Annotated in this window: 19 protein-coding genes and 1 pseudogene; 8 read left to right on the top strand and 12 right to left on the bottom strand. The window is 41.2% G+C overall.

The genetic code is table 11. The features are described from left to right. The first annotated feature begins 108 nt into the window (after positions 1 to 108). The 3 genes from upp (at position 109) to FTU16_RS01080 (ending at position 1,982) form a co-directional block, all read left to right on the top strand. Complete coding sequence (gene upp / locus FTU16_RS01090; RefSeq protein WP_180039663.1) at positions 109 to 744, top strand: uracil phosphoribosyltransferase; 636 nt, start codon at positions 109 to 111, stop codon at positions 742 to 744. Positions 745 to 829: 85 nt separating this feature from the next. Then, entirely contained in the window at positions 830 to 1,123 is a 294-nt protein-coding gene (locus FTU16_RS01085) for a cold shock domain-containing protein (RefSeq protein ID WP_078192288.1), read from the top strand. 106 nt (positions 1,124 to 1,229) lie between these two features. Continuing rightward, positions 1,230 to 1,982, top strand: coding sequence for a cold shock domain-containing protein (locus tag FTU16_RS01080; protein ID WP_180162511.1), 753 nt, complete (start codon positions 1,230 to 1,232; stop codon positions 1,980 to 1,982). A gap of 28 nt (positions 1,983 to 2,010) precedes the next feature. Here the strand turns inward: FTU16_RS01080 and gigC are convergent, their stop codons facing one another. Next, on the bottom strand, positions 2,011 to 2,895 hold the full coding sequence (gene gigC / locus FTU16_RS01075) for a LysR family transcriptional regulator GigC (protein WP_078191091.1): 885 nt from the start codon (positions 2,893 to 2,895) through the stop codon (positions 2,011 to 2,013). An 85-nt stretch (positions 2,896 to 2,980) separates the two neighbouring features. On the opposite strand from gigC, the gene FTU16_RS01070 reads away from it, so the two are divergent. Beyond that, positions 2,981 to 3,742, top strand: coding sequence for a ferredoxin--NADP reductase (locus FTU16_RS01070; protein WP_180064027.1), 762 nt, complete (start codon positions 2,981 to 2,983; stop codon positions 3,740 to 3,742). 68 nt (positions 3,743 to 3,810) lie between these two features. On the opposite strand, the gene FTU16_RS01065 is transcribed toward FTU16_RS01070, so the two are convergent. From FTU16_RS01065 to FTU16_RS01045, 5 genes are all read right to left on the bottom strand, one after another. After that, positions 3,811 to 4,554: an amino acid ABC transporter ATP-binding protein gene (locus tag FTU16_RS01065; protein WP_078191089.1), complete on the bottom strand. Its 744-nt coding sequence runs from the start codon at positions 4,552 to 4,554 to the stop codon at positions 3,811 to 3,813. Further along, positions 4,551 to 5,234, bottom strand: a complete 684-nt coding sequence (locus FTU16_RS01060; RefSeq protein WP_168378570.1) for an ABC transporter permease subunit — start codon at positions 5,232 to 5,234, stop codon at positions 4,551 to 4,553. Before FTU16_RS01060 ends, FTU16_RS01065 begins: the two co-directional genes overlap by 4 nt. Continuing rightward, entirely contained in the window at positions 5,234 to 5,977 is a 744-nt protein-coding gene (locus FTU16_RS01055) for an amino acid ABC transporter permease (protein ID WP_078191087.1), read from the bottom strand. Before FTU16_RS01055 ends, FTU16_RS01060 begins: the two co-directional genes overlap by 1 nt. A gap of 70 nt (positions 5,978 to 6,047) precedes the next feature. Next, positions 6,048 to 6,995 carry a transporter substrate-binding domain-containing protein gene (locus FTU16_RS01050; protein ID WP_180004747.1) on the bottom strand — a complete coding sequence of 316 codons (948 nt, stop codon included), beginning with the start codon at positions 6,993 to 6,995 and terminating at the stop codon, positions 6,048 to 6,050. A 337-nt stretch (positions 6,996 to 7,332) separates the two neighbouring features. Then, entirely contained in the window at positions 7,333 to 7,755 is a 423-nt protein-coding gene (locus FTU16_RS01045; RefSeq protein ID WP_078191199.1) for a hypothetical protein, read from the bottom strand. Between the two features lie 348 nt (positions 7,756 to 8,103). Between FTU16_RS01045 and FTU16_RS01040 the strand changes: the two genes are divergently transcribed. The 3 genes from FTU16_RS01040 (at position 8,104) to FTU16_RS01030 (ending at position 10,697) form a co-directional block, all read left to right on the top strand. Continuing rightward, a complete protein-coding gene (locus FTU16_RS01040; RefSeq protein WP_111884899.1) occupies positions 8,104 to 8,382 on the top strand; it encodes a hypothetical protein in 279 nt (92 codons plus the stop codon). Between the two features lie 284 nt (positions 8,383 to 8,666). Then, a complete protein-coding gene (locus tag FTU16_RS01035) occupies positions 8,667 to 10,445 on the top strand; it encodes a mechanosensitive ion channel (RefSeq protein ID WP_180162510.1) in 1,779 nt (592 codons plus the stop codon). A 69-nt stretch (positions 10,446 to 10,514) separates the two neighbouring features. After that, on the top strand, positions 10,515 to 10,697 hold the full coding sequence (locus tag FTU16_RS01030; RefSeq protein ID WP_180156306.1) for a hypothetical protein: 183 nt from the start codon (positions 10,515 to 10,517) through the stop codon (positions 10,695 to 10,697). Between the two features lie 378 nt (positions 10,698 to 11,075). Here the strand turns inward: FTU16_RS01030 and FTU16_RS01025 are convergent, their stop codons facing one another. The 5 genes and pseudogenes from FTU16_RS01025 to FTU16_RS01005 form a co-directional block, all read right to left on the bottom strand. Continuing rightward, positions 11,076 to 12,275 (bottom strand): NAD(P)/FAD-dependent oxidoreductase, encoded by a 1,200-nt coding sequence (locus FTU16_RS01025; protein WP_180064943.1) that lies wholly within the window; start codon positions 12,273 to 12,275, stop codon positions 11,076 to 11,078. A gap of 33 nt (positions 12,276 to 12,308) precedes the next feature. Beyond that, a complete protein-coding gene (locus FTU16_RS01020) occupies positions 12,309 to 13,199 on the bottom strand; it encodes a 1-aminocyclopropane-1-carboxylate deaminase/D-cysteine desulfhydrase (RefSeq protein ID WP_180162509.1) in 891 nt (296 codons plus the stop codon). 130 nt (positions 13,200 to 13,329) lie between these two features. Next, positions 13,330 to 14,448, bottom strand: a complete 1,119-nt coding sequence (locus tag FTU16_RS01015; protein ID WP_180162508.1) for an HlyD family secretion protein — start codon at positions 14,446 to 14,448, stop codon at positions 13,330 to 13,332. A gap of 62 nt (positions 14,449 to 14,510) precedes the next feature. Continuing rightward, positions 14,511 to 16,160, bottom strand: a pseudogene (locus FTU16_RS01010) (MFS transporter). Positions 16,161 to 16,166: 6 nt separating this feature from the next. Next, a complete protein-coding gene (locus tag FTU16_RS01005) occupies positions 16,167 to 16,715 on the bottom strand; it encodes a TetR/AcrR family transcriptional regulator (RefSeq protein WP_180059305.1) in 549 nt (182 codons plus the stop codon). Positions 16,716 to 17,021: 306 nt separating this feature from the next. On the opposite strand from FTU16_RS01005, the gene FTU16_RS01000 reads away from it, so the two are divergent. Then, positions 17,022 to 17,225 carry an NF038215 family lipoprotein gene (locus FTU16_RS01000; protein WP_180162507.1) on the top strand — a complete coding sequence of 68 codons (204 nt, stop codon included), beginning with the start codon at positions 17,022 to 17,024 and terminating at the stop codon, positions 17,223 to 17,225. Positions 17,226 to 17,461: 236 nt separating this feature from the next. Here FTU16_RS01000 and FTU16_RS00995 read toward each other — a convergent pair whose 3' ends face one another. Continuing rightward, complete coding sequence (locus FTU16_RS00995; protein WP_111884907.1) at positions 17,462 to 17,920, bottom strand: DIP1984 family protein; 459 nt, start codon at positions 17,918 to 17,920, stop codon at positions 17,462 to 17,464. Positions 17,921 to 18,064: the final 144 nt, after the last annotated feature.

Below are 18,064 nucleotides of genomic sequence, written 5' to 3'. Positions count from 1 at the left end.
TGCTTATTACAAAAAAGCCTCCTGTAAAGGGGGCTTTTTTATTTTTATCATTTGTTAAATAGCTTTATAATGGTTGAAATTTTATCTTAACCTTTTAGGTGTTCTCCCGTGGCTATCCATGAAATCCGTCATCCTTTAATCCGACATAAACTCGGCTTACTTCGTCGTGCAGATATTAGTACTAAAAACTTCCGTGAGCTTGCTCAAGAAGTGACTATGCTTCTGACTTATGAAGCAACGAAAGATTTACCAATGGTCGATCATGAAATTGATGGTTGGAATGGTAAAGTAATTGTAGATCGTATTGCCGGTAAAAAAATAACAGTCGTACCGATTTTACGTGCAGGTATTGGTATGTTGGATGGTTTCTTAAACCTGATTCCAAGTGCGAAAGTATCTGTATTGGGTTTAGAGCGTGATGAAGAAACTTTAGAAGCGCGTACTTACTACAAAAAATTAGTACCAGACGTACAAAACCGTTTAGCGATGATTATTGACCCAATGCTTGCAACAGGTTCATCGCTCGTTGCTGCTATTGACGTTCTAAAAGCCAGTGGTTGTAAAGATATTCGTGTCATGGTGCTTGTTGCCGCTCCAGAAGGCATTAAACGTGTAAATGAAGCTCACCCAGATGTGATCATTTATACAGCATCTGTAGACCAAGGTTTAAATGAAAACGGTTATATCGTTCCTGGTCTTGGCGATGCAGGCGATAAAATTTTCGGTTCAGTTCAAAAAGATTAATTTTTGCAACATGAACAGAAAAGGGGCTTTTATAGCCTCTTTTTTATATACTAAAGACATTGGCATAAATGGAATAGGGTACTTTATGAAGTCCGAACAATATAAAGGTAAGGTGAAGCAGTACAATCCTGAAAAGGGCTTTGGCTTTCTTTCATGTGAAGAAGGTGATGTATTTTTCCATATCTCTGACTTTCCCGCAGATGGTGTCGAGCCAAAACGTAATGATCGTGTGAAATTTAATGTGGTGAAAAATGGTGATCGTTATAAAGCCATAAACATTGAGCGTGAAGAAGACAAATCTGCAAAAGCTAAAAAATCTAAAGTAGTGGCAAATAACCAGTCAATTACTTCAGCTTTGCTTTCGAATTTGCGTAAATAATGTGATTTTGAGATTTCCATGAAATCTTTGAAATAAAAAAGAGGTCTATAGGACCTCTTTTTTATTATCATAAGAGCATTAAAAGAAAATGTGAGAGACAATTTTTATGTTTAAAGAGGGGAAAATCAAAAGCTATAACGTTGAGCGCGGCTTTGGATTTATACAACAAGATCAAGCAAAGGATTTATTTTTTCATATTCGTGATTTTCCTAGCCGACACATCGAGCCACGTGTTGGAGAAAATCTCAAATACAGGATTGAAGCAGATCAAGGTAAATTTAAAGCGGTAAATATCATCCGTTTAGATTTGAAAAAAGAGCAGTCCACTCATGAACAGATAAATCCGTCATTTGAATCAATGACAGATCGAGTGAATGAGCAAGTTATACCTCACGATGTAGGTAAAGGCACAGTTTGGGGCAGTAAAATCATCAGCATGATTGGACTCATTGTAATTGTGGTATTAGCTGTGGCAATCTATGGGAAATATCAGCAGTATCAAGAACAGAAGCAGCTACATTTACAACAGCTCATGCAAGAAAATGAAAATATTGTAAAAGAACAACGAAAAGCACAGGGGGATTTACCCGATCGGGTGCTGTCTGAGCAAGGTGAAAAAAACCTATACGGCACAGCTTCAACGCAGGCTCAGTCTGTTGTTCAAGACACTGCGCAGGCACCTTCTTCAAGTGATACGCCAAGGGCAGTAGAGAAAGTACAGTTTAGTTGTGATGGGCGTACGCATTGTAGTCAGATGAAATCTTATGAAGAAGCGGTCTATTTTCTACAACATTGTCCAGGTACGAAAATGGACGGAAACAACGACGGAATACCTTGCGAACGACAATTTAATAAATAAAAAAAAGCGCCATTAGGCGCTTTTTAGTTTAAACAGATTTTTCACAAAATTGCATAAAGGCTTTGAGACCCGGTCCTTGGTATTTCTGACGATGTACCAACATAAATAATGGACGGGCAAGTTGCCAAAACGGCGTATCTAAAACCACCAATTGACCTTTTTCACGTAAAGGCTCAATCGCAAGTTTAGAAATACATGACATACCAAGACCACCTGCCACGATTTTTAGAATGGCTTCGTTATGACCCAAGGTTAAACGAATATTGGCATCTGGCAGGTCTTTTAAAATTGCGTTATCAAATACTTCACGTGTGCCTGAACCTTCTTCACGTAAGATCCATTCTACGTTATCAAAGTCAGCTGCAGTGAGTGCACGATCCAACTTCGCTAAAGGGTGCTCAGGTGAACAGCACACAGCAAGTTCATCGTCACGCCAGTGAATACATTGCAGCTGTGGCAGATGACATGAACCTTCAATTAAGGCCAAATCCAACTGAAATTGGTTTACCGCTTCAATCATTTGGCGGGTATTGCCGACTTGAAGTTGTAAATGTGCTTGAGGCTGAATTTGTAAGAAATCTGCCATGAGGTCTGGCATCAAGTAGTCACTGATGGTTAGGGTCGCACCCAAACGCAGATCAATACTTTGTAGTTCGCCTTTCGCTGCTTGTTCAAAAGCTTCACAGCGCCCTAAAATTTCCAAAGCTTGTGGCAATAAAAAACGACCCAAGTCATTCAATTGCAAGCGTTTACCAAGTCGGTCAAACAGTGGAGCACCGAGACCATCTTCGAGGTCTGCCAATGCCATACTTGCTGCACTTTGAGTAAGTTTGACAGCATCACTGGCTTTGGTAACGGTACCTTCTTGAGCGACTGCTACAAAAACAGCCAACTGGCGTAAAGTCATGCGCATGAATCAGGCCTTAACATTTAAAAAATATTAATAAATTATGCTGTCATGCTAACATGAGCACAGTCTGTCACGCCACGTTCAAATCATGTCAATTGAAAAATTTAGCTTAGAAAAGGTTTTATCTGTACACCGTTGGACCAATACTTTGTTCAGTTTTACCATGACACGTCCTGCGCATTTTAAATTTACCGCTGGTCAGTTCGCACGAATTGGTTTGAAAGTGGGCGATGAATTGGTGGTTCGTGCCTATTCTGTGGTGTCGTCCCCCTTTGATGAAACTTTAGAGTTTTTCTCTATCGTCGTTCCTGATGGTGCGTTTACTTCAAATTTGCAGCATCTACAAGTGGGCGATGAGCTGTATTTAGAAAAAGTTCCATATGGTTTCCTTACCTTGGCGCGTTATCAGTTGCCATTGCCAAAGGACTTATGGCTGTTGGGAACAGGAACGGGTCTAGCACCATTTTTATCGATGCTACAAGACTTTGAAACGTGGTCTAAATACGAAAAAATTAATTTAGTCTACAGTGTGCGCACCGTATCAGAACTGGCTTATGTAGAGCGGATTCAAGAAATCGCTGAGACCTTTGGCGAAGGGCATACGGGTTTTAAATTTATACCTATTGTGACACGTGATCCAAATGCACTGCTGCATGATCGTTTACCAGTTTTAATTGAAAATGGCGAGTTAGAACAGGCGGCAGGCTTAGCGTTTAATGTGGAAACGACGCATGTCATGCTGTGTGGTAATCCACAAATGGTTGATGACACCAAGGCAGCATTAAAGGCGCGTGGTTTGACTATGAACCGTCGTGGTGAAGGCAATATTGCGGTAGAAAATTATTGGTAAGGTGCCATGAAAAAAGCTCATCGATGGATGAGCTTTTTTTATTTTTGAAAACTAAATACGTTTTGATGTTAATGCAGAATTTTATTTAAGAACTGCTGCGCTCGTTCACCACGAGGGGCATTAAAGAAATCATCTTTGCTGCAGTCTTCCACAATTTTTCCTTGATCCATAAAGATCACACGGTCCGCAACCTGACGCGCGAAGCCCATCTCATGGGTTACACACATCATGGTCATACCTTCTTTTGCAAGACCCACCATGACATCAAGCACTTCGTTAATCATCTCTGGATCAAGTGCCGAAGTCGGCTCATCAAACAACATGGCAATCGGGTCCATACTGAGCGCACGTGCAATGGCAACACGTTGTTGCTGTCCACCTGATAATTGTGCAGGGAATTTAGCGGCATGCGCACTTAAACCCACACGGTCTAAATAAGCCAAACCTTTTTTCTTGGCTTCGGCTTCTGATCGACCCAAGACTTTAACCTGCGCAATAGTCAGGTTTTCGGTAATGGATAAATGTGGAAACAATTCAAAGTGCTGGAATACCATGCCGACACGACTACGCAATTTATTTAAATCGGTTTTTGGGTCATTAATGGAAATACCGTCGACTAAAATCGTACCGGCCTGAAAAGGCTCAAGTCCATTAACGGTTTTAATGAGCGTTGATTTACCTGAGCCAGAAGGCCCACACACCACAACCACTTCACCTTGTTTAATTTGAGTCGTGCAATCGGTAAGCACTTGAAAATCTTTATACCATTTACTGACATTTTGGAGGTCAATCATCGTTTTTTGATCGGTCATACACTTAACCTCCGTTGTAATTTTTTAACTGCATAGGTAGCGATCATACTAATAGTGAAATACACCAAACCAGCAAACAGAATGTATTGAGTTAACAATGACATAAGGTCGCCTCGAACATAGTTGGTGCGGAAAAAGTCTAACAGTCCGATGGCATAAACCATGGTTGAATCTTGGAACAGAATGATGGTTTGTTGTAAGAGAAGTGGCGTCATTTTGCGAAAAGATTGCGGCAAAATAATTAAGCGCATTGCTTGGCTATAACTCATACCGAGAGCATAAGCTGCAGAAGTTTGACCTTTAGGAATTGATTGAATCCCGGCACGGACAATCTCTGAAAAGTAAGCCGCTTCAAATAGCATGAAGGCCACGATACTCGAAACGAGGGCAGTATCAATCGTCAGATAGTTACCGGTGATCCCTGTGTAGATAAAGGGTACGGCAAAGTAGAACCACATCAGCACCAAGAGCAAAGGAATAGAACGAAAAAGGTTCACATAGCCTTTAGCAAAAATATTAAATACTTTAATCGAGGACAGGCGCATCAACGCCAATAAAGTCCCAATAAAGACACCACCAATGGTTGCCGTGATCACCACTTTTAGCGTGATGCTGAAACCATGCCATAGTGCAGGGCCAGACGCTTGGAGGTCTTGAATAAAAGAACTGAGCCATTCCATTATTTATCTCCTGCAATTAAGCCAGGAACGCGTAGGCGTTTTTCCAGAAAATTCATGAAACCAATTAAACAGATGTTGATCACGATGAAAATAATGGTGACGTAGGTATAAATTTCGATGGTGTTTTGCGTGTATTCACTGATGGTTTTCATCTGTGAAATGATTTCTGCAACACCGACCAAAGACGCAACTGAGGTGTTTTTGACACAGTTGGTCAACTCAGAGCTGAGGGGTGGCAAAATCGTGCGGAATGACTGCGGTAAGATCACATAGCGGTAAAGTTGAGCCGTGCTAAATCCCATGGCATAACCTGCATTGGTTTGCCCCAAAGGAAGCGCTTCAATACCTGTCCTGACTTGCTCACAGACCCGTGCAGCTGTAAATAGACCCAAGCCGACACTTGCAGAAATTAGGGCGGTCGTATTTGCCCCAAGGTCATTCATCCACCAGCTTTTAATCGCAGCAGGAAGGAAGTTAGGTACAACATAGAACCAAATAAACAGTTGAATCAATAAGGGTACATTTCGGAAAATAGTCACGTAGGCAGTACCAATACCTCGTGCTACAGGACTCGGTAGGGTACGCATAATACCCAAGATGCTGCCGAGCACCATCGCAATGCTCCATGCCACCAAAGCGATGACAAACAACCAGCCGATTCCAATTAAAATCCAATTCAGGTAGGTCGAATCACCTACACCAGTAGATTGGAACAGCACACCCCAATTCCAGCTATAATTCATAGGAACTCCCTATAATGAGCTTAAGCCAAAATCCGTTTGGCTTAAGCATCTTTAGAATGTTTAGGGAAAGTTATTCGTCACGGTCATGTGGATTGCTAATCAATGCTTTTAATTGATCAGACATCGGGAAATTCAAATTGATATTTTTTGGTGGAATTGGCGTTTGGAACCATTTTTTATACATGTCATTGATTTCACCAGAGCTATAGGTCGCTTTGATTGCATCATCAACCACTTGTTTAAAGCCAGTATCGCCTTTACGTAGCATACAACCATAAATTTCTTGAATCGGTGCTGTACCCACGATTTCCCATTTGTTTGGATCTTTGGCTTTCGATTTTTCACCCGCCAGCAAAATATCATCCATCATAAATGCCGCTGCACGACCATTTTGTAGCATGAGGAAAGACTCAGCGTGGTCTTTGGCAGAAATGACTTCACCAATACCTAACTCTTTTTCATGTTGACGAATATAACGCTCAGATGTAGTTCCTGCCGTGGTGACTAATTTTTTACCTTTAAGGTCAGCGAAGTCTTTAATCCCAGAGTCTTTTGCAGTAAGTAAGCGTGAACCCACTTCAAAGAAACCTGTTGAGAAATCAACTTGTTGTTGGCGTTCTTTATTGTTGGTGGTTGAACCACACTCTAAGTCGACGGTGCCATTAGAAACTAATGGAATTCGGTTTTGGCTGGTCACTAAGTTATAACGGATTTTTAAATCGGGAAGATTTAATTGTTTTTTTACTGCTTCAACTACTTTTAATTGAAGATCATGCGCATAACCCACAGGTTGGTTTGGATTATCTGCGATATATGAAAATGGAATCGATGAATCGCGATAGCCTAAAACAATCGTGCCCGATTTTTTGATCTTATCTAAAGTCCCTGAGTCAGAAACAGCAGCTTCACTTCCTGCAGCTTTATCCGTTGTAGGTGCTTTATTGTCACTACATGCGCTAAGCCCTAAAGTGAGCGCACTTGCACAGAACAAAGTTGCTAAATGTTTTTTTGACGTCATCGTTAAAACTCCTTTTACCCTGATTTAATATCCACTTTTTATGATCTTGTTACGTATTTAGTTTTATTGCTTTGTTTTTAAGAATGTTTCAACAATAAAAAAGAGATCATTTTCTACATCTTAGGTGATAAATCGAACAAGGCTCAAGCAAAATTTATTGCCGAATTGTTACTAAGAAATGGGATAAGTTATGAAGATTTTTTATAAGTAAATTTGTTATAAGTGATTGAATATTAAATGAATTATATTTATTGTGAAATAGATAATGAAAATAAAAGGGCATAAAAAAACCTCCAAATGGAGGTTTTCGGGATTAAACTTTAGTTTAATCTCCGTGTTAATGCACAAACATATCCATAAATTCACGAATTTCTTGAATCGCTGTGTCTACGTCGGAAGTCAACCAAGTCGGTTCAAAAAAGCCAGCATAATGCTCCAGTCGATCTTGGGGAACAACTAAGCGAATCGGGCATTCTTCTTCGAGCAAGCGCCAAGGAATAATAGGCACTTCATTATCTAAAAAAGCCGCAATATTTCGAATATCAATCACCATCGCATTGATGCATTCAGGGAATGGCATCACTGAAAACTCTTCAGTACGTCGGCGGAAATATTCCAAATCACCCCATTTCAACACATAACTTGGCTTACTAAATTCAATAATGCCAATAAGATGCTGATCACGAGTGTAATGAAGGGAACATTGATGAGTGACGTCAGTGTCAAGATCAAGCGTTACACCTTGTTGATGGTACGCCATAGATTTGATAACAGGTGAAAAATAAGGTGCATGATTATAGCTCATTTCATTCATCAAAAGCAGAGAATTCCATCTAGCTCAAAAAAGCATTTATTTTTGCAACACTTGATACTCTGAAAATGAATACGATTGAAATGGTACATTCATTTCATGCTCCGATATTTTTACCTTAGCGATTGATTTTAAATCTAAAATTAAGGGAACTATCTAAACAGAAAAACGGATGTAAATTGAACTGATCTTTTAAGTTACATGTTTTCACGGATTGTAATTGTTCTTCACACAACAATGGATATTGTATTGCTAGTATAAAAAGTGAACGACGAACAACAAAATAGCGAGGGGAATATGACACACGATTTTAATAAACCACCCCATACCACCAGTACGGAAGAAACAACACAAAAAAAACGTATCCCTGTGTACATACTGATCTTAGTGGGTATCTTCTTAATCGCGTTATTGTTTTATATGTTTGCAGATATGAAACCGTCTGCTTCGGATGCACCACCTGATCATCCTGCACCGAATGCACAAACTGCAACTGCCAATGATACGACTAGCGGTACAGCGGGGGATGAAGCTGTTGCTAATGATTCAAATACTGCAACTGCGACAGATCGTTGATAATAATTGATGATAAATACATGAGTCAGATTTACATGATTGCAAGATCTGAACCTTAAGCATCTCATCAGAATGACACAAATAAAGCCTTGGTTATGCCAAGGCTTTTTTACATTCAATTGTGAGCTTTTGTTGGAGTTATGCATACTTTGGTTGATTAAAAAATACGCAAAAACTAAGGTGGAAAAGAAAGCTCAAGTTTAAAGCACCAATGCTGTGTGATATCGCGGCATACGTAAAAATGCACATAACAACAGATCATGTATAACAATGAGGGCGAACGTATGAATGATTATCTGGGTGGTCCGCGTGGCCGTTTTGATGCCATGTATTATTGGGAACAGTTTCACCCCATTTTAAGTGCAGTAGCAATTCTCCTGATTGGTTGGGTCATTGCTTTATTGATTGCTGCTGGCGTCAAAAAAGTTCTGCAACAATTAGGTACAAATCAAAAACTTTCAAATGCAACTGGGCACCGTTCCAATGTTGAAAATATAGTCTCCAGAGTAGTGTTCTGGATTATTTTGATCATTGCCGTCATTGGTGCGCTCAATGTGCTGAATTTGACCAGTGTCAGTGGCCCATTCAGTAATATGATTCAGCAGTTCTTGTTATTTATTCCACAGCTCTTGGCTGCGGTAGCTGTAGGTTTTATTGGTTGGATCGTGGCGAGTTTGGTCAAAGTCGGTTCAAAGAAACTGCTTGATAAAACCCAACTCGATGAAAAACTTAGTTCTGAGGTTGGCGTCAGCCCAATCAGTCAAAATATCAGTGAAATAGTTTATTGGCTAATCTTGTTACTTTTCCTACCGATTGTTTTATCGATCTTGGGTTTGAATGGTCTCTTGTTCCCAATCCAAAATATGGTCACTGAAGTTGTTTCTTATCTTCCCAATATCTTTATTGCCGGTGTCATCGTCTTTGTGGGGTACATCTTGGCGAAGATTGTGCGAGGCATTGTGGAAGGCTTGGTAAACAGTTTGAGTTTGCAGCAGCAAGTCGAAAAAGTGGGCATGTTCAAAAATGCAAAACTTGCTCAAGTTTTGGGTAATTTTGTCTTTGCTATAGTTATTATCACGGCTTTAATTGTGGCTTTCGAAGCACTTGGTATCGAGGCGATTTCTCAGCCTGCAACAGCCATGTTACATGAGATCATGTATGCGATACCGAACATCATTGCCGCAGGTTTAATCTTAATCTTGGCCTATGTGGTGTCACGCTTTGTAGCGCGTCTAGTGGTGGATGTGATCTCGGGTACAGGTGTTGATACTGTGCCAGAAAAATTAGACATTCAACGCTTTTTGGGCAAAACCAAAGTGTCGGATGTGGTCGGTTGCCTCATTGTATTTTTCACCATGTTGTTTGCGGTATCTGAAGCTGCTAACCGTTTAGGCTTTGAGCAAATCAGTGCCCTTATTGCTATGTTTATCCAGTTCGGTGCAAGTATTTTACTTGGTGCTGTAATCTTGGTGGTGGGTTTCTGGCTTGCCAATATTGTGGCAAATGTGGTGCAACGAGGGGAATATAACAGTTCACGTTGGTTAGGTAATTTGGTTCGTGTGCTGATTATGGGCTTGGTTGTTGCCATGGGTTTGCGTGCCATGGGTATTGCCGACTCGATCGTGAATTTGGCCTTTGGTTTAACTCTCGGTGCGGTTGCAGTTGCTTTCGCTTTGGCCTTTGGTTTAGGTGGTCGCAATCCGGCGGAACGATTGTTATCAGATCTTATCGATAAAGCGAAACGTGAAGCCAACGAACCGAATCCAGTACAGGAACAGGCGAAGGCAAAAACCACCTTTAATACGCCTACATCGTCTGTAGCGAGTCCAACGCCATCAACATCTGTGATGACTTCTGAAGTGAAAACCGATGATGGCTATCCAAACATTCAACAGGCTGCTCCCGGCGTCAGTGAAAAAGAAACTGCGACGCCAGATCAGTTGGATGTAAACCCAAGTGATCAACCACAAAATAATCCATTTGGATCGACAGGCGAGGCTGAAAAACAGGTCGATGCACCTTCGGAACCTTTAACCCCGCCAAAACCAGATGATCCAAATTAAACTATTCTGTCTTTAAAAAAATCGGCCACGCTTAAGTGGTCGATTTTAATGCTTTATAAGGAATATTGTATGGCAAAAGCACCGAATAAATTTTTAGCCCCAGTGATTATTGCAGGGATCACGGTGGGTTTTTTGGCAAGCGCACGACGCTTTATTTTTGCAAAACCAAAACGCACTAATTTGGAGCAGGCAGAACAATCACCGCCAAACAGTGAAAAAAATTATACCAATCAGTCCAAAAATAATGATTGAAATTTACTCGAAAATTGGTATTTTAAGTAATAGTGATATATGGAATATTACTTAAAATATAAAAACTTAGGATTCATATTGCTGTCATGAATGACACTTATGATCCGTGCAAAGGAATGGCAAAATGGGGGTAATTTCAATGCTCAATACTTTAGTATCGACACTCAAACAAACCGCAAGCGTGCAACCACAACATATTTCAGTTGCCGTTGAAAAAATGGATCTGACAATTCAACGAACTTCGTCGTCGTCAGTATCATTATTTAAAACCGACTATCTTGAATAAGTCAGATCGGGCATAAAAAAAGGGCTGAATGAATCAGCCTTTTTTATGCAGAGATCATCTGCAGATTATGATTAATTCATTCTATGTCGAGATCAGACGTATTCAGAAGCTGCATGTGCAGAAGCCCATGCCCATTGGAAATTGTATCCACCTAAATGACCCGTTACATCGAGCACTTCGCCAATAAAGTACAAGCCTTTCTGTTTTTTACTTTCCATGGTTTTTGATGAGACTTCAGTGGTATCCACACCACCGAGTGTAACTTCAGCAGTACGGTAACCTTCAGTGCCTGATGGCTTCACTTCAAAGCTTTCTAAACGGCTTGCAATAAGTTCTAGTTTTTCATCACTAATATTGCCAATGGCTAATTCAGCTTGTTCAGGCCAAATCAGATTTTGTAATTCTATAACTACACTTTTCGGTAAGTGTTCATTGAACAGTGTACGCAGTAACACTTTGGGTTGACTAGATTTCTTAGATTTGAGGAAATCTAAAACATCTAAAGCTGGAAGGAAATTGATATTAAAGCGTTGGCCGACATCCCAGTAGTTTGAAAGCTGCAATGAGCTTGGGCCACTTAAACCACGGTGAGTAAAGAGTAGAGCCTCAGTAAAACTGTTTAACTCATTCGATAACGTGGCTTCAACAGCATTGCCGCTCAAGCGTGTGGTGACTTCTTTAAAACTATCGGAGAAAGTGAAGGGTACTAAGCCAGCGCGAGTGGGGTAGACAGAATGACCAAATTGTTTGGCAATCTCATAGCCAATTCCTGAACCACCTAAAGTAGGAATAGAAAGACCGCCACTGGCAATAACCACCGATTCTGCTTCAAAATAGCCTAGATTGGTTGCCACTTGAAAGCCTTGTTCTGGCAAGGCATTGACTGCTTTTACTTCACAGTTGGTTTTAATATCCACCAAGCCTGTTTTGTCACATTCTGCCAATAGCATGGCGAGAATTTCTTTTGCACCATTTTGGGTAAATAACTGCCCATGTTTGCGCTCTTCGTACTCAATGCCATATTCGCAGACCATACCAATGAAGTCCCAGTTGGTATAGCGAGTTAATGCTGAAATAACAAAGTGCGGATTATGTGAAATATAATTTTCTGGTTCGACATATAAATTGGTGAAATTGCATTTACCGCCGCCAGACATTAGGATTTTTTTGCCAACTTTATTGGCTTTTTCAACTACTAAAACTTTGCGTCCACGCTGTGCCGCTTTATATGCCGTCATTAAGCCTGATGCACCAGCACCTAAAACAAGGACATCATATTGATTTTGCGACATGGTAAGTTTCCGCGTGGAAGAAAGGACGCAGGATTATACGCTTTTTAGCGCTTCGGTTGAACCTTTCAAGCGACCTTGTAGGCCACCAGTATGGATCACTAAAACACGCTGATGGTTTTTAATCTGACCCCGCTCAATCATGCTGAAAATACCTCGCAACATTTTAGCCGTATAAACCTGTTCTAATGGAATCGCAAAGCGTTGTTCAAAGTCATGCATAAACTGTAAAAGTTCCGGCGTTGTTTTGGCATAGCCGCCACAGCAAAATTCATCACTGATGCTCCAATTGGTTTTCTGCGTCAGCTGAGCAACATCGTCGCAAAGAAAATTGCCTTTGAGCGCTGAAAAGCCAAGAACATGTTGATGTTCAGCACTGGCTTCAATCAAGCCCGTTATGGTTCCACCTGTACCGACTGCACAGCAGATGAGATCAAAATTTTTTTGATTTTCATGGCTTAAGATTTCTCTACAGCCACGGATAGCCAATGCATTGCTTCCACCTTCAGGAATGACATAATGTTCGGGAAATTCCTGTCGTAATTGCGCTAAAGCGTCAGCTTGTTTCTGTTCACGATACTTTTGGCGTGTGACAAAACTGAGCTGCATACCAAACTGTTCGGCGGTGGCTAAAGTAGGATTTCGGGCTTGATGTTGTAATTCTTCTCCACGGATGATGCCTAGACTGCCGAATCCAAATAATTGTGCAGCAAATGCAGTGGCTGCAATGTGATTTGAATAAGCACCGCCAAAGCTAAGCACCTGTTTAAACCCTAATTTCTGTGCCTCAATAAAATTGTATTTAAGTTTATAAAATTTATTGCCTGATATTTGTGGGTGTACCAAGTCCAAACGCTTAATACACAAATCAACCCCTTGATATTGAATAGTCTGCTCAGGAATGGCGTGGGCGATAGATTCAAACATGTTGGTAATCGTTATCTTGGTGGTTAGAGTTCAAATAGGTAGGCATTGTAAAACGGGAGGTGCAGAAGATAAAATCCTTTGCATCTTGGTCAGTTCAACTCTGCTTATAGCACTTCACTGCTGATATCTGCTAACTAGCAACATCAACGGAGGTGACGACAGACATGCCGGGTCTTAAGTTTTCCAAACCTTGTTGATTGGGATCAATTGCAATTTTCACGGCAATGCGTTGCACGACTTTAGTGAAATTTCCTGTGGCATTGTCAGGTTTCAATACACTAAATTCAGAACCAGCCGCAGGGGAGATTTGCTCAACTTTGCCGTAAAATTTTTGATGTTTCATGCCATCGACGCTGAACCACGCTTTTTGACCAATATGCATATCTGCAATTTGCGTTTCTTTAAAGTTAGCAGTCACCCAGCGCTGCTGTGGAATTAAATACATCAGTTGAGAGCCTGCCGCAACATATTGACCAATACGCGGGCTGACTTCGCCAAGCTGACCATCCATAGGTGCCACAATCGTGCTGTAGTCTTTAGTGGTCACTGCCTGATCAAATTGTGCTTTGGCACTATTCACTTGCGCTTTAAGCCCTGTCGCTGCAACTTGTGCAGTTTTGAATGATTCTTTGGCAACCAGCAAATTGGCTTCTGCTTGATGAAGTTGGGCCAAACTATTTTTAGCGTCTGCAGTGGCTTTATCTTGTTCTGATTTCGATGCAGCGCCAGTATTGCCGAGTTGTTGGTAGCGCGTCATTTGTGCAAGAGCTAATTCATAAGCCGCACGTGATTGGTCCACTTTCGCTTCGGCTGCCGTAATATCTGCTCTGCGTTGTTCAATGGCCTGGCTTTGATTGGCAAGTGAGTTCTGTGCTTGTTCCACCCCAGATTCAGCCTGTGTGACTTTTTGATCATAGGTCGTTGCATCGATATGCATAAGCACTTGACCTTTTTTCACATGATCAAAATCCGTCACCAAAACATCTTTCACATAACCATTAATTTGTGATGAAAGCACCGTGGTTTTGCCTTTGACATAGCTATTTTCAGTCGACTCGATACTGTTATGAAATGGACCAATCCGCCACACCCATAAGATCAGTGCAATTCCCAACAAGAGGATGATCAACATGAAAACCAGGGTACGCTGCGGCGTAGAAATAAGCTTGCTCGATGGCGCAGGCATAGCGGTTGCTGTTTGTGGTTGCTGTGGTGCTGCTTGCTCAGTGGGTTTATGGTCTTCGGTCATGTTGTTCTCAATATCAATTAGGTCATTTGGCGGTTGCTTATGTTGTTTAAGTCGGGAAAATTTTAACTACTATCCGTGCGTTGCTGTTGGCGTAATTGATATTTATTTTTGCCCATCAGCAATAAACCCCAAAGCAACAATAAAACGGCGAATATGCCATTTAAAAAAATCACATCGTTATAGGCTCGAACTTGGGCTTCTCGAGTGATGGTTTGATTAAGGCTACGTATGGCTTGTTGTTGATCTAAATTAGGGTCTAAAGAATATTGATGCGCAATTTGAGCCAATAGTTGTAGGCGCTGTTCCACTATAGGTGAGGTTTGCGATAAATCATTATAAATCTGTGCCTGATAGGTTTGGGTACGCATTTGCTGGTAGGTCGAAAAGAACGAGGATCCGACCAATCCCCCAAAGGTTTGCGTTGCAGAAAACAGCACGATAAACGTCACCATGTGCGATGGGCCTTTTTACAAAGCACTGACAATGCCTGTAAGCAAAAGTGGGCCAATAAACATGCCACTGGCAAAGCCCACCAAAAACTGACTCCAATAAAAATCATGCGGTCGTACATCACTGGTCAGGTGGTAATCCAGGGCACAGGCAAAGAGCACGAGACCTGCTGCACCGAGTAGATGAAGCACAATTTTTTCTTTGGAAAAGGTCAGGGCACTAAACACTGTTCCTAAGACAATCCCGATCAGCACGACGGTATAAAAGGAAACAAATTGGTCGGGTCCCATGCCCATGGTTTTCAAAAAATTCACGGCTGCATAGCTTTGTTCTGACATGAGAAAGCGAATGGCAAAGGCACCGATAATAAAACTTACGGTCGACGATGTTCCGAGCCAGCGTGTGACAATCAGGGGATTGACCCGAAAATGTTCATAGGTCAGACCGACAACTAAAAGAATCAAAGCGGCGATGAGTAAATAGGCCAACCATTCAGCCTCAAACCACCAAAGAATCGGGCCTTGAGTTAGCACGATACATAGCAAAGCAAAGCCGGGTGTCAATAATGTAAAGGTGAATAAATCCTGCTTTTCAAACACTTCGATACGTAGACTTCGTGGCAATTTAAGAGAGACCACCATCGCCAAACAACATAAGGCTAAACCTAATTCAAAGGTGTAAAAAATAGACCAATCGTTGACATCGACCAGATAGGGAGACATGATCCATGCCAACGGAATCCCCAACTGCTGAAAGCCTAAAGCCAGATATAGCCCACGACCAAAATGAGCACGTTTAAAGGCTTGCATGATGTAATACATCCCAAGCGAACTGAGGGGAGCTGCAAGTAAGCCGCTAATCACCCGTGCAAAAATTGCCATTTCATAGGTATGGACGAATAAATGCAGCACCATCACCGCGATAAATAAAACCAAACCAATTTCTGAAAATAGCCTAAGTCCATATTGTTGACGGGCTTTAAATAAGATCAGGTTAGAGCTGACATTTGCCATAACAAATGCCGCAGGAATCCAAGCCGCTTCTGAAGGCGTTAAGCCATATTCACCTTGTAGAAGGGGAAGATTTGCCGTGATAAATCCATTACTTAAACTCCCCGAGATCGCAACAAATAAACCGATAAAGAAGTATAAGAAACGCTTATAGGTGGGATGTGCAATGGCAGCGGGAGATCCGGGCAAAGTCGGTTTTTCTTCGGGTGTCCAATCCGGAGCAGTTTCTAATAAACGCGGTGATTTGGACATGACGTGTTACCCGCAAATACCATGTAGTAAAAATTCCACGGCACGTTTGGCGAGTTTTTCCTGATCTGCTTCGGTATGGCCTTGCAAAGCTGCACGTAAAATGGAGGTGACCATGGCATAGTCCGCCGGTTTAAAGTCTGCTCGGCAGCGACCATTTTGAATGGCCTGATCAATCATCGGTTGCAATATGGCATCACGTCGTTGGTATATTTCAACCATGGCTGGATCATCCCGATCGATCACACGCCAATATTCCATTAAAGCCGTGAGATAGGGAATATTATAAATATGGTCTTGAATGAGGCGAATAAATCCATCATCGAACTGTGCATAATTAAGCGCACGCTGTTCAAGTCGGTTCAAGGCAGCTTGCATTAAGGCGAGTACCAACTCACGACGGTCATTAAAATTACGATAAAACGTCGCACGTCCAACTTGAGCCTGATCCATGATGAGTTGTAAAGGCGCATTGATCCCGTGAATACGGAATACCTCAATCGCAGCTTCTAAAAGGATTTCACGATTTTGTGCAGCGAGTTGTTGACGTGTGGACATTATTCTTTGGCATCATCATTTTAAATTTATCTTGCTATTAAACGGACAAAAGTGTCCGAAGTAAAATCGTATTCGATAGCAGTTTTGTAACTTGTCTGCTATGTAGTTTTAATAAAATAAATAAATGATTTATTTTTAAAGGAAAAATATTCATATCTACATGAATTTTCATCCGCATTGGTAAGATCTTTGAGACATAATTCCTGACAATTGACCCTAAATCGGCAGATAAATAAGGTGAATATCTGCATAAAAATGCTATGCTGAATTTATAAACAAGATAATTATAAAAATGGAGGGCATCCAATGAGCAAAGTAAGTCAGGCTGTGCTGCCTATGCTGTGCCTGTGCAGTTTTTGGATGGTGGGTTGTGATACGACAGACGAATTGCATCGTCCTCAAAATGAACATCGCACCATGATCATTGGCGGTGTCCCTGTAAATGACCATGACTATAAATTGCCCCGTGAAGATGTTGCACTCAATGAAGCCGCCGCAGATGACGATTAGCAGATAGATGCATCAAAAATAGGGTGGACATACTGTCAGTACACGGTAGTGAGACGTGACATGTAAAGAGTCACAGATGCAGTGTGCTACATCAGATGTGTGAACATTTTGAAGTAGACGTCTTACTTCTGCAGTTTAGTTTGTTGGATTAAAGCCTTACAAACATTTAAAAAGGCTCTGTACTCGCCCAGTATGCCCGAACTGGAATGAACCGTGGTTCAAATGACTAAATCAGGTCAATCTATCAGGTCAATTTGCCAATTGGATGCCTGAATTTCTAAATTATTTTGTCTAAGTTGCTGACTAATGCTATCAGCCTGTTTCTGTAAATCTGCCACTGCAATGGTTTTAATCCAACGGATTTCACTCGAGCTATAACGACCATTTTCACGGCGTGAGCTGTCAATTGCTTGTTGCAAGATTCGATGCTGTTGGGTCAATAAATCACGTTCATTGAGCACTGAAAGCATGCAGCGTCCTGAACCGGTTTTAGCTTGTGCATTGGTGGCGTGAATCTTTTCAATTAAACCATAAAGTTCTGTATTTACAGCAAATGCTTCTTGAATTAAAGCATTTGGTTCTTCGCTAGGTGCATCACCTTCTTGAATGAGCACGTTGTTATTGATTCTTTGTTGCAGCGAGGCCAATTTTGTTTGTAAGTCACTGCGTAAAAGTAGGGCTTCAGCTAATTTCATTGTCTTGATATTAATTTGTACTTTTAGCGATCATGCGATGGATTAATGCGGTATTCAAGTTATTTATAGTGAAAAATTTGGTCAATTAAAATAAACACTGCAAATTATAGGGAGAAATTCAGAGATTCTATCTGTAAAATTGCC

Source organism: Acinetobacter sp. YH12069, from assembly GCF_013419675.1.
Classification (GTDB): Bacteria; Pseudomonadota; Gammaproteobacteria; order Pseudomonadales; family Moraxellaceae; genus Acinetobacter; species Acinetobacter amyesii.
Note: the sequence above shows the minus strand (reverse complement) of the source record. Positions and strands in the feature narration are given on the sequence as shown.

What these genes read in the sequence shown, in the direction of transcription:
- FTU16_RS01085 (WP_078192288.1), top strand. Translation starts at nt 830, where the DNA reads ATGAAGTCCGAACAATATAAAGGTAAGGTGAAGCAGTACAATCCTGAA.
- FTU16_RS01080 (WP_180162511.1), top strand. Translation starts at nt 1,230, where the DNA reads ATGTTTAAAGAGGGGAAAATCAAAAGCTATAACGTTGAGCGCGGCTTT.
- gigC (WP_078191091.1), bottom strand. Translation starts at nt 2,895, where the DNA reads ATGCGCATGACTTTACGCCAGTTGGCTGTTTTTGTAGCAGTCGCTCAA.
- FTU16_RS01070 (WP_180064027.1), top strand. Translation starts at nt 2,981, where the DNA reads ATGTCAATTGAAAAATTTAGCTTAGAAAAGGTTTTATCTGTACACCGT.
- FTU16_RS01065 (WP_078191089.1), bottom strand. Translation starts at nt 4,554, where the DNA reads ATGACCGATCAAAAAACGATGATTGACCTCCAAAATGTCAGTAAATGG.
- FTU16_RS01060 (WP_168378570.1), bottom strand. Translation starts at nt 5,234, where the DNA reads ATGGAATGGCTCAGTTCTTTTATTCAAGACCTCCAAGCGTCTGGCCCT.
- FTU16_RS01055 (WP_078191087.1), bottom strand. Translation starts at nt 5,977, where the DNA reads ATGAATTATAGCTGGAATTGGGGTGTGCTGTTCCAATCTACTGGTGTA.
- FTU16_RS01050 (WP_180004747.1), bottom strand. Translation starts at nt 6,995, where the DNA reads ATGACGTCAAAAAAACATTTAGCAACTTTGTTCTGTGCAAGTGCGCTC.
- FTU16_RS01045 (WP_078191199.1), bottom strand. Translation starts at nt 7,755, where the DNA reads ATGGCGTACCATCAACAAGGTGTAACGCTTGATCTTGACACTGACGTC.
- FTU16_RS01040 (WP_111884899.1), top strand. Translation starts at nt 8,104, where the DNA reads ATGACACACGATTTTAATAAACCACCCCATACCACCAGTACGGAAGAA.
- FTU16_RS01035 (WP_180162510.1), top strand. Translation starts at nt 8,667, where the DNA reads ATGAATGATTATCTGGGTGGTCCGCGTGGCCGTTTTGATGCCATGTAT.
- FTU16_RS01030 (WP_180156306.1), top strand. Translation starts at nt 10,515, where the DNA reads ATGGCAAAAGCACCGAATAAATTTTTAGCCCCAGTGATTATTGCAGGG.
- FTU16_RS01025 (WP_180064943.1), bottom strand. Translation starts at nt 12,275, where the DNA reads ATGTCGCAAAATCAATATGATGTCCTTGTTTTAGGTGCTGGTGCATCA.
- FTU16_RS01020 (WP_180162509.1), bottom strand. Translation starts at nt 13,199, where the DNA reads ATGTTTGAATCTATCGCCCACGCCATTCCTGAGCAGACTATTCAATAT.
- FTU16_RS01015 (WP_180162508.1), bottom strand. Translation starts at nt 14,448, where the DNA reads ATGACCGAAGACCATAAACCCACTGAGCAAGCAGCACCACAGCAACCA.
- FTU16_RS01005 (WP_180059305.1), bottom strand. Translation starts at nt 16,715, where the DNA reads ATGTCCACACGTCAACAACTCGCTGCACAAAATCGTGAAATCCTTTTA.
- FTU16_RS01000 (WP_180162507.1), top strand. Translation starts at nt 17,022, where the DNA reads ATGAGCAAAGTAAGTCAGGCTGTGCTGCCTATGCTGTGCCTGTGCAGT.
- FTU16_RS00995 (WP_111884907.1), bottom strand. Translation starts at nt 17,920, where the DNA reads ATGAAATTAGCTGAAGCCCTACTTTTACGCAGTGACTTACAAACAAAA.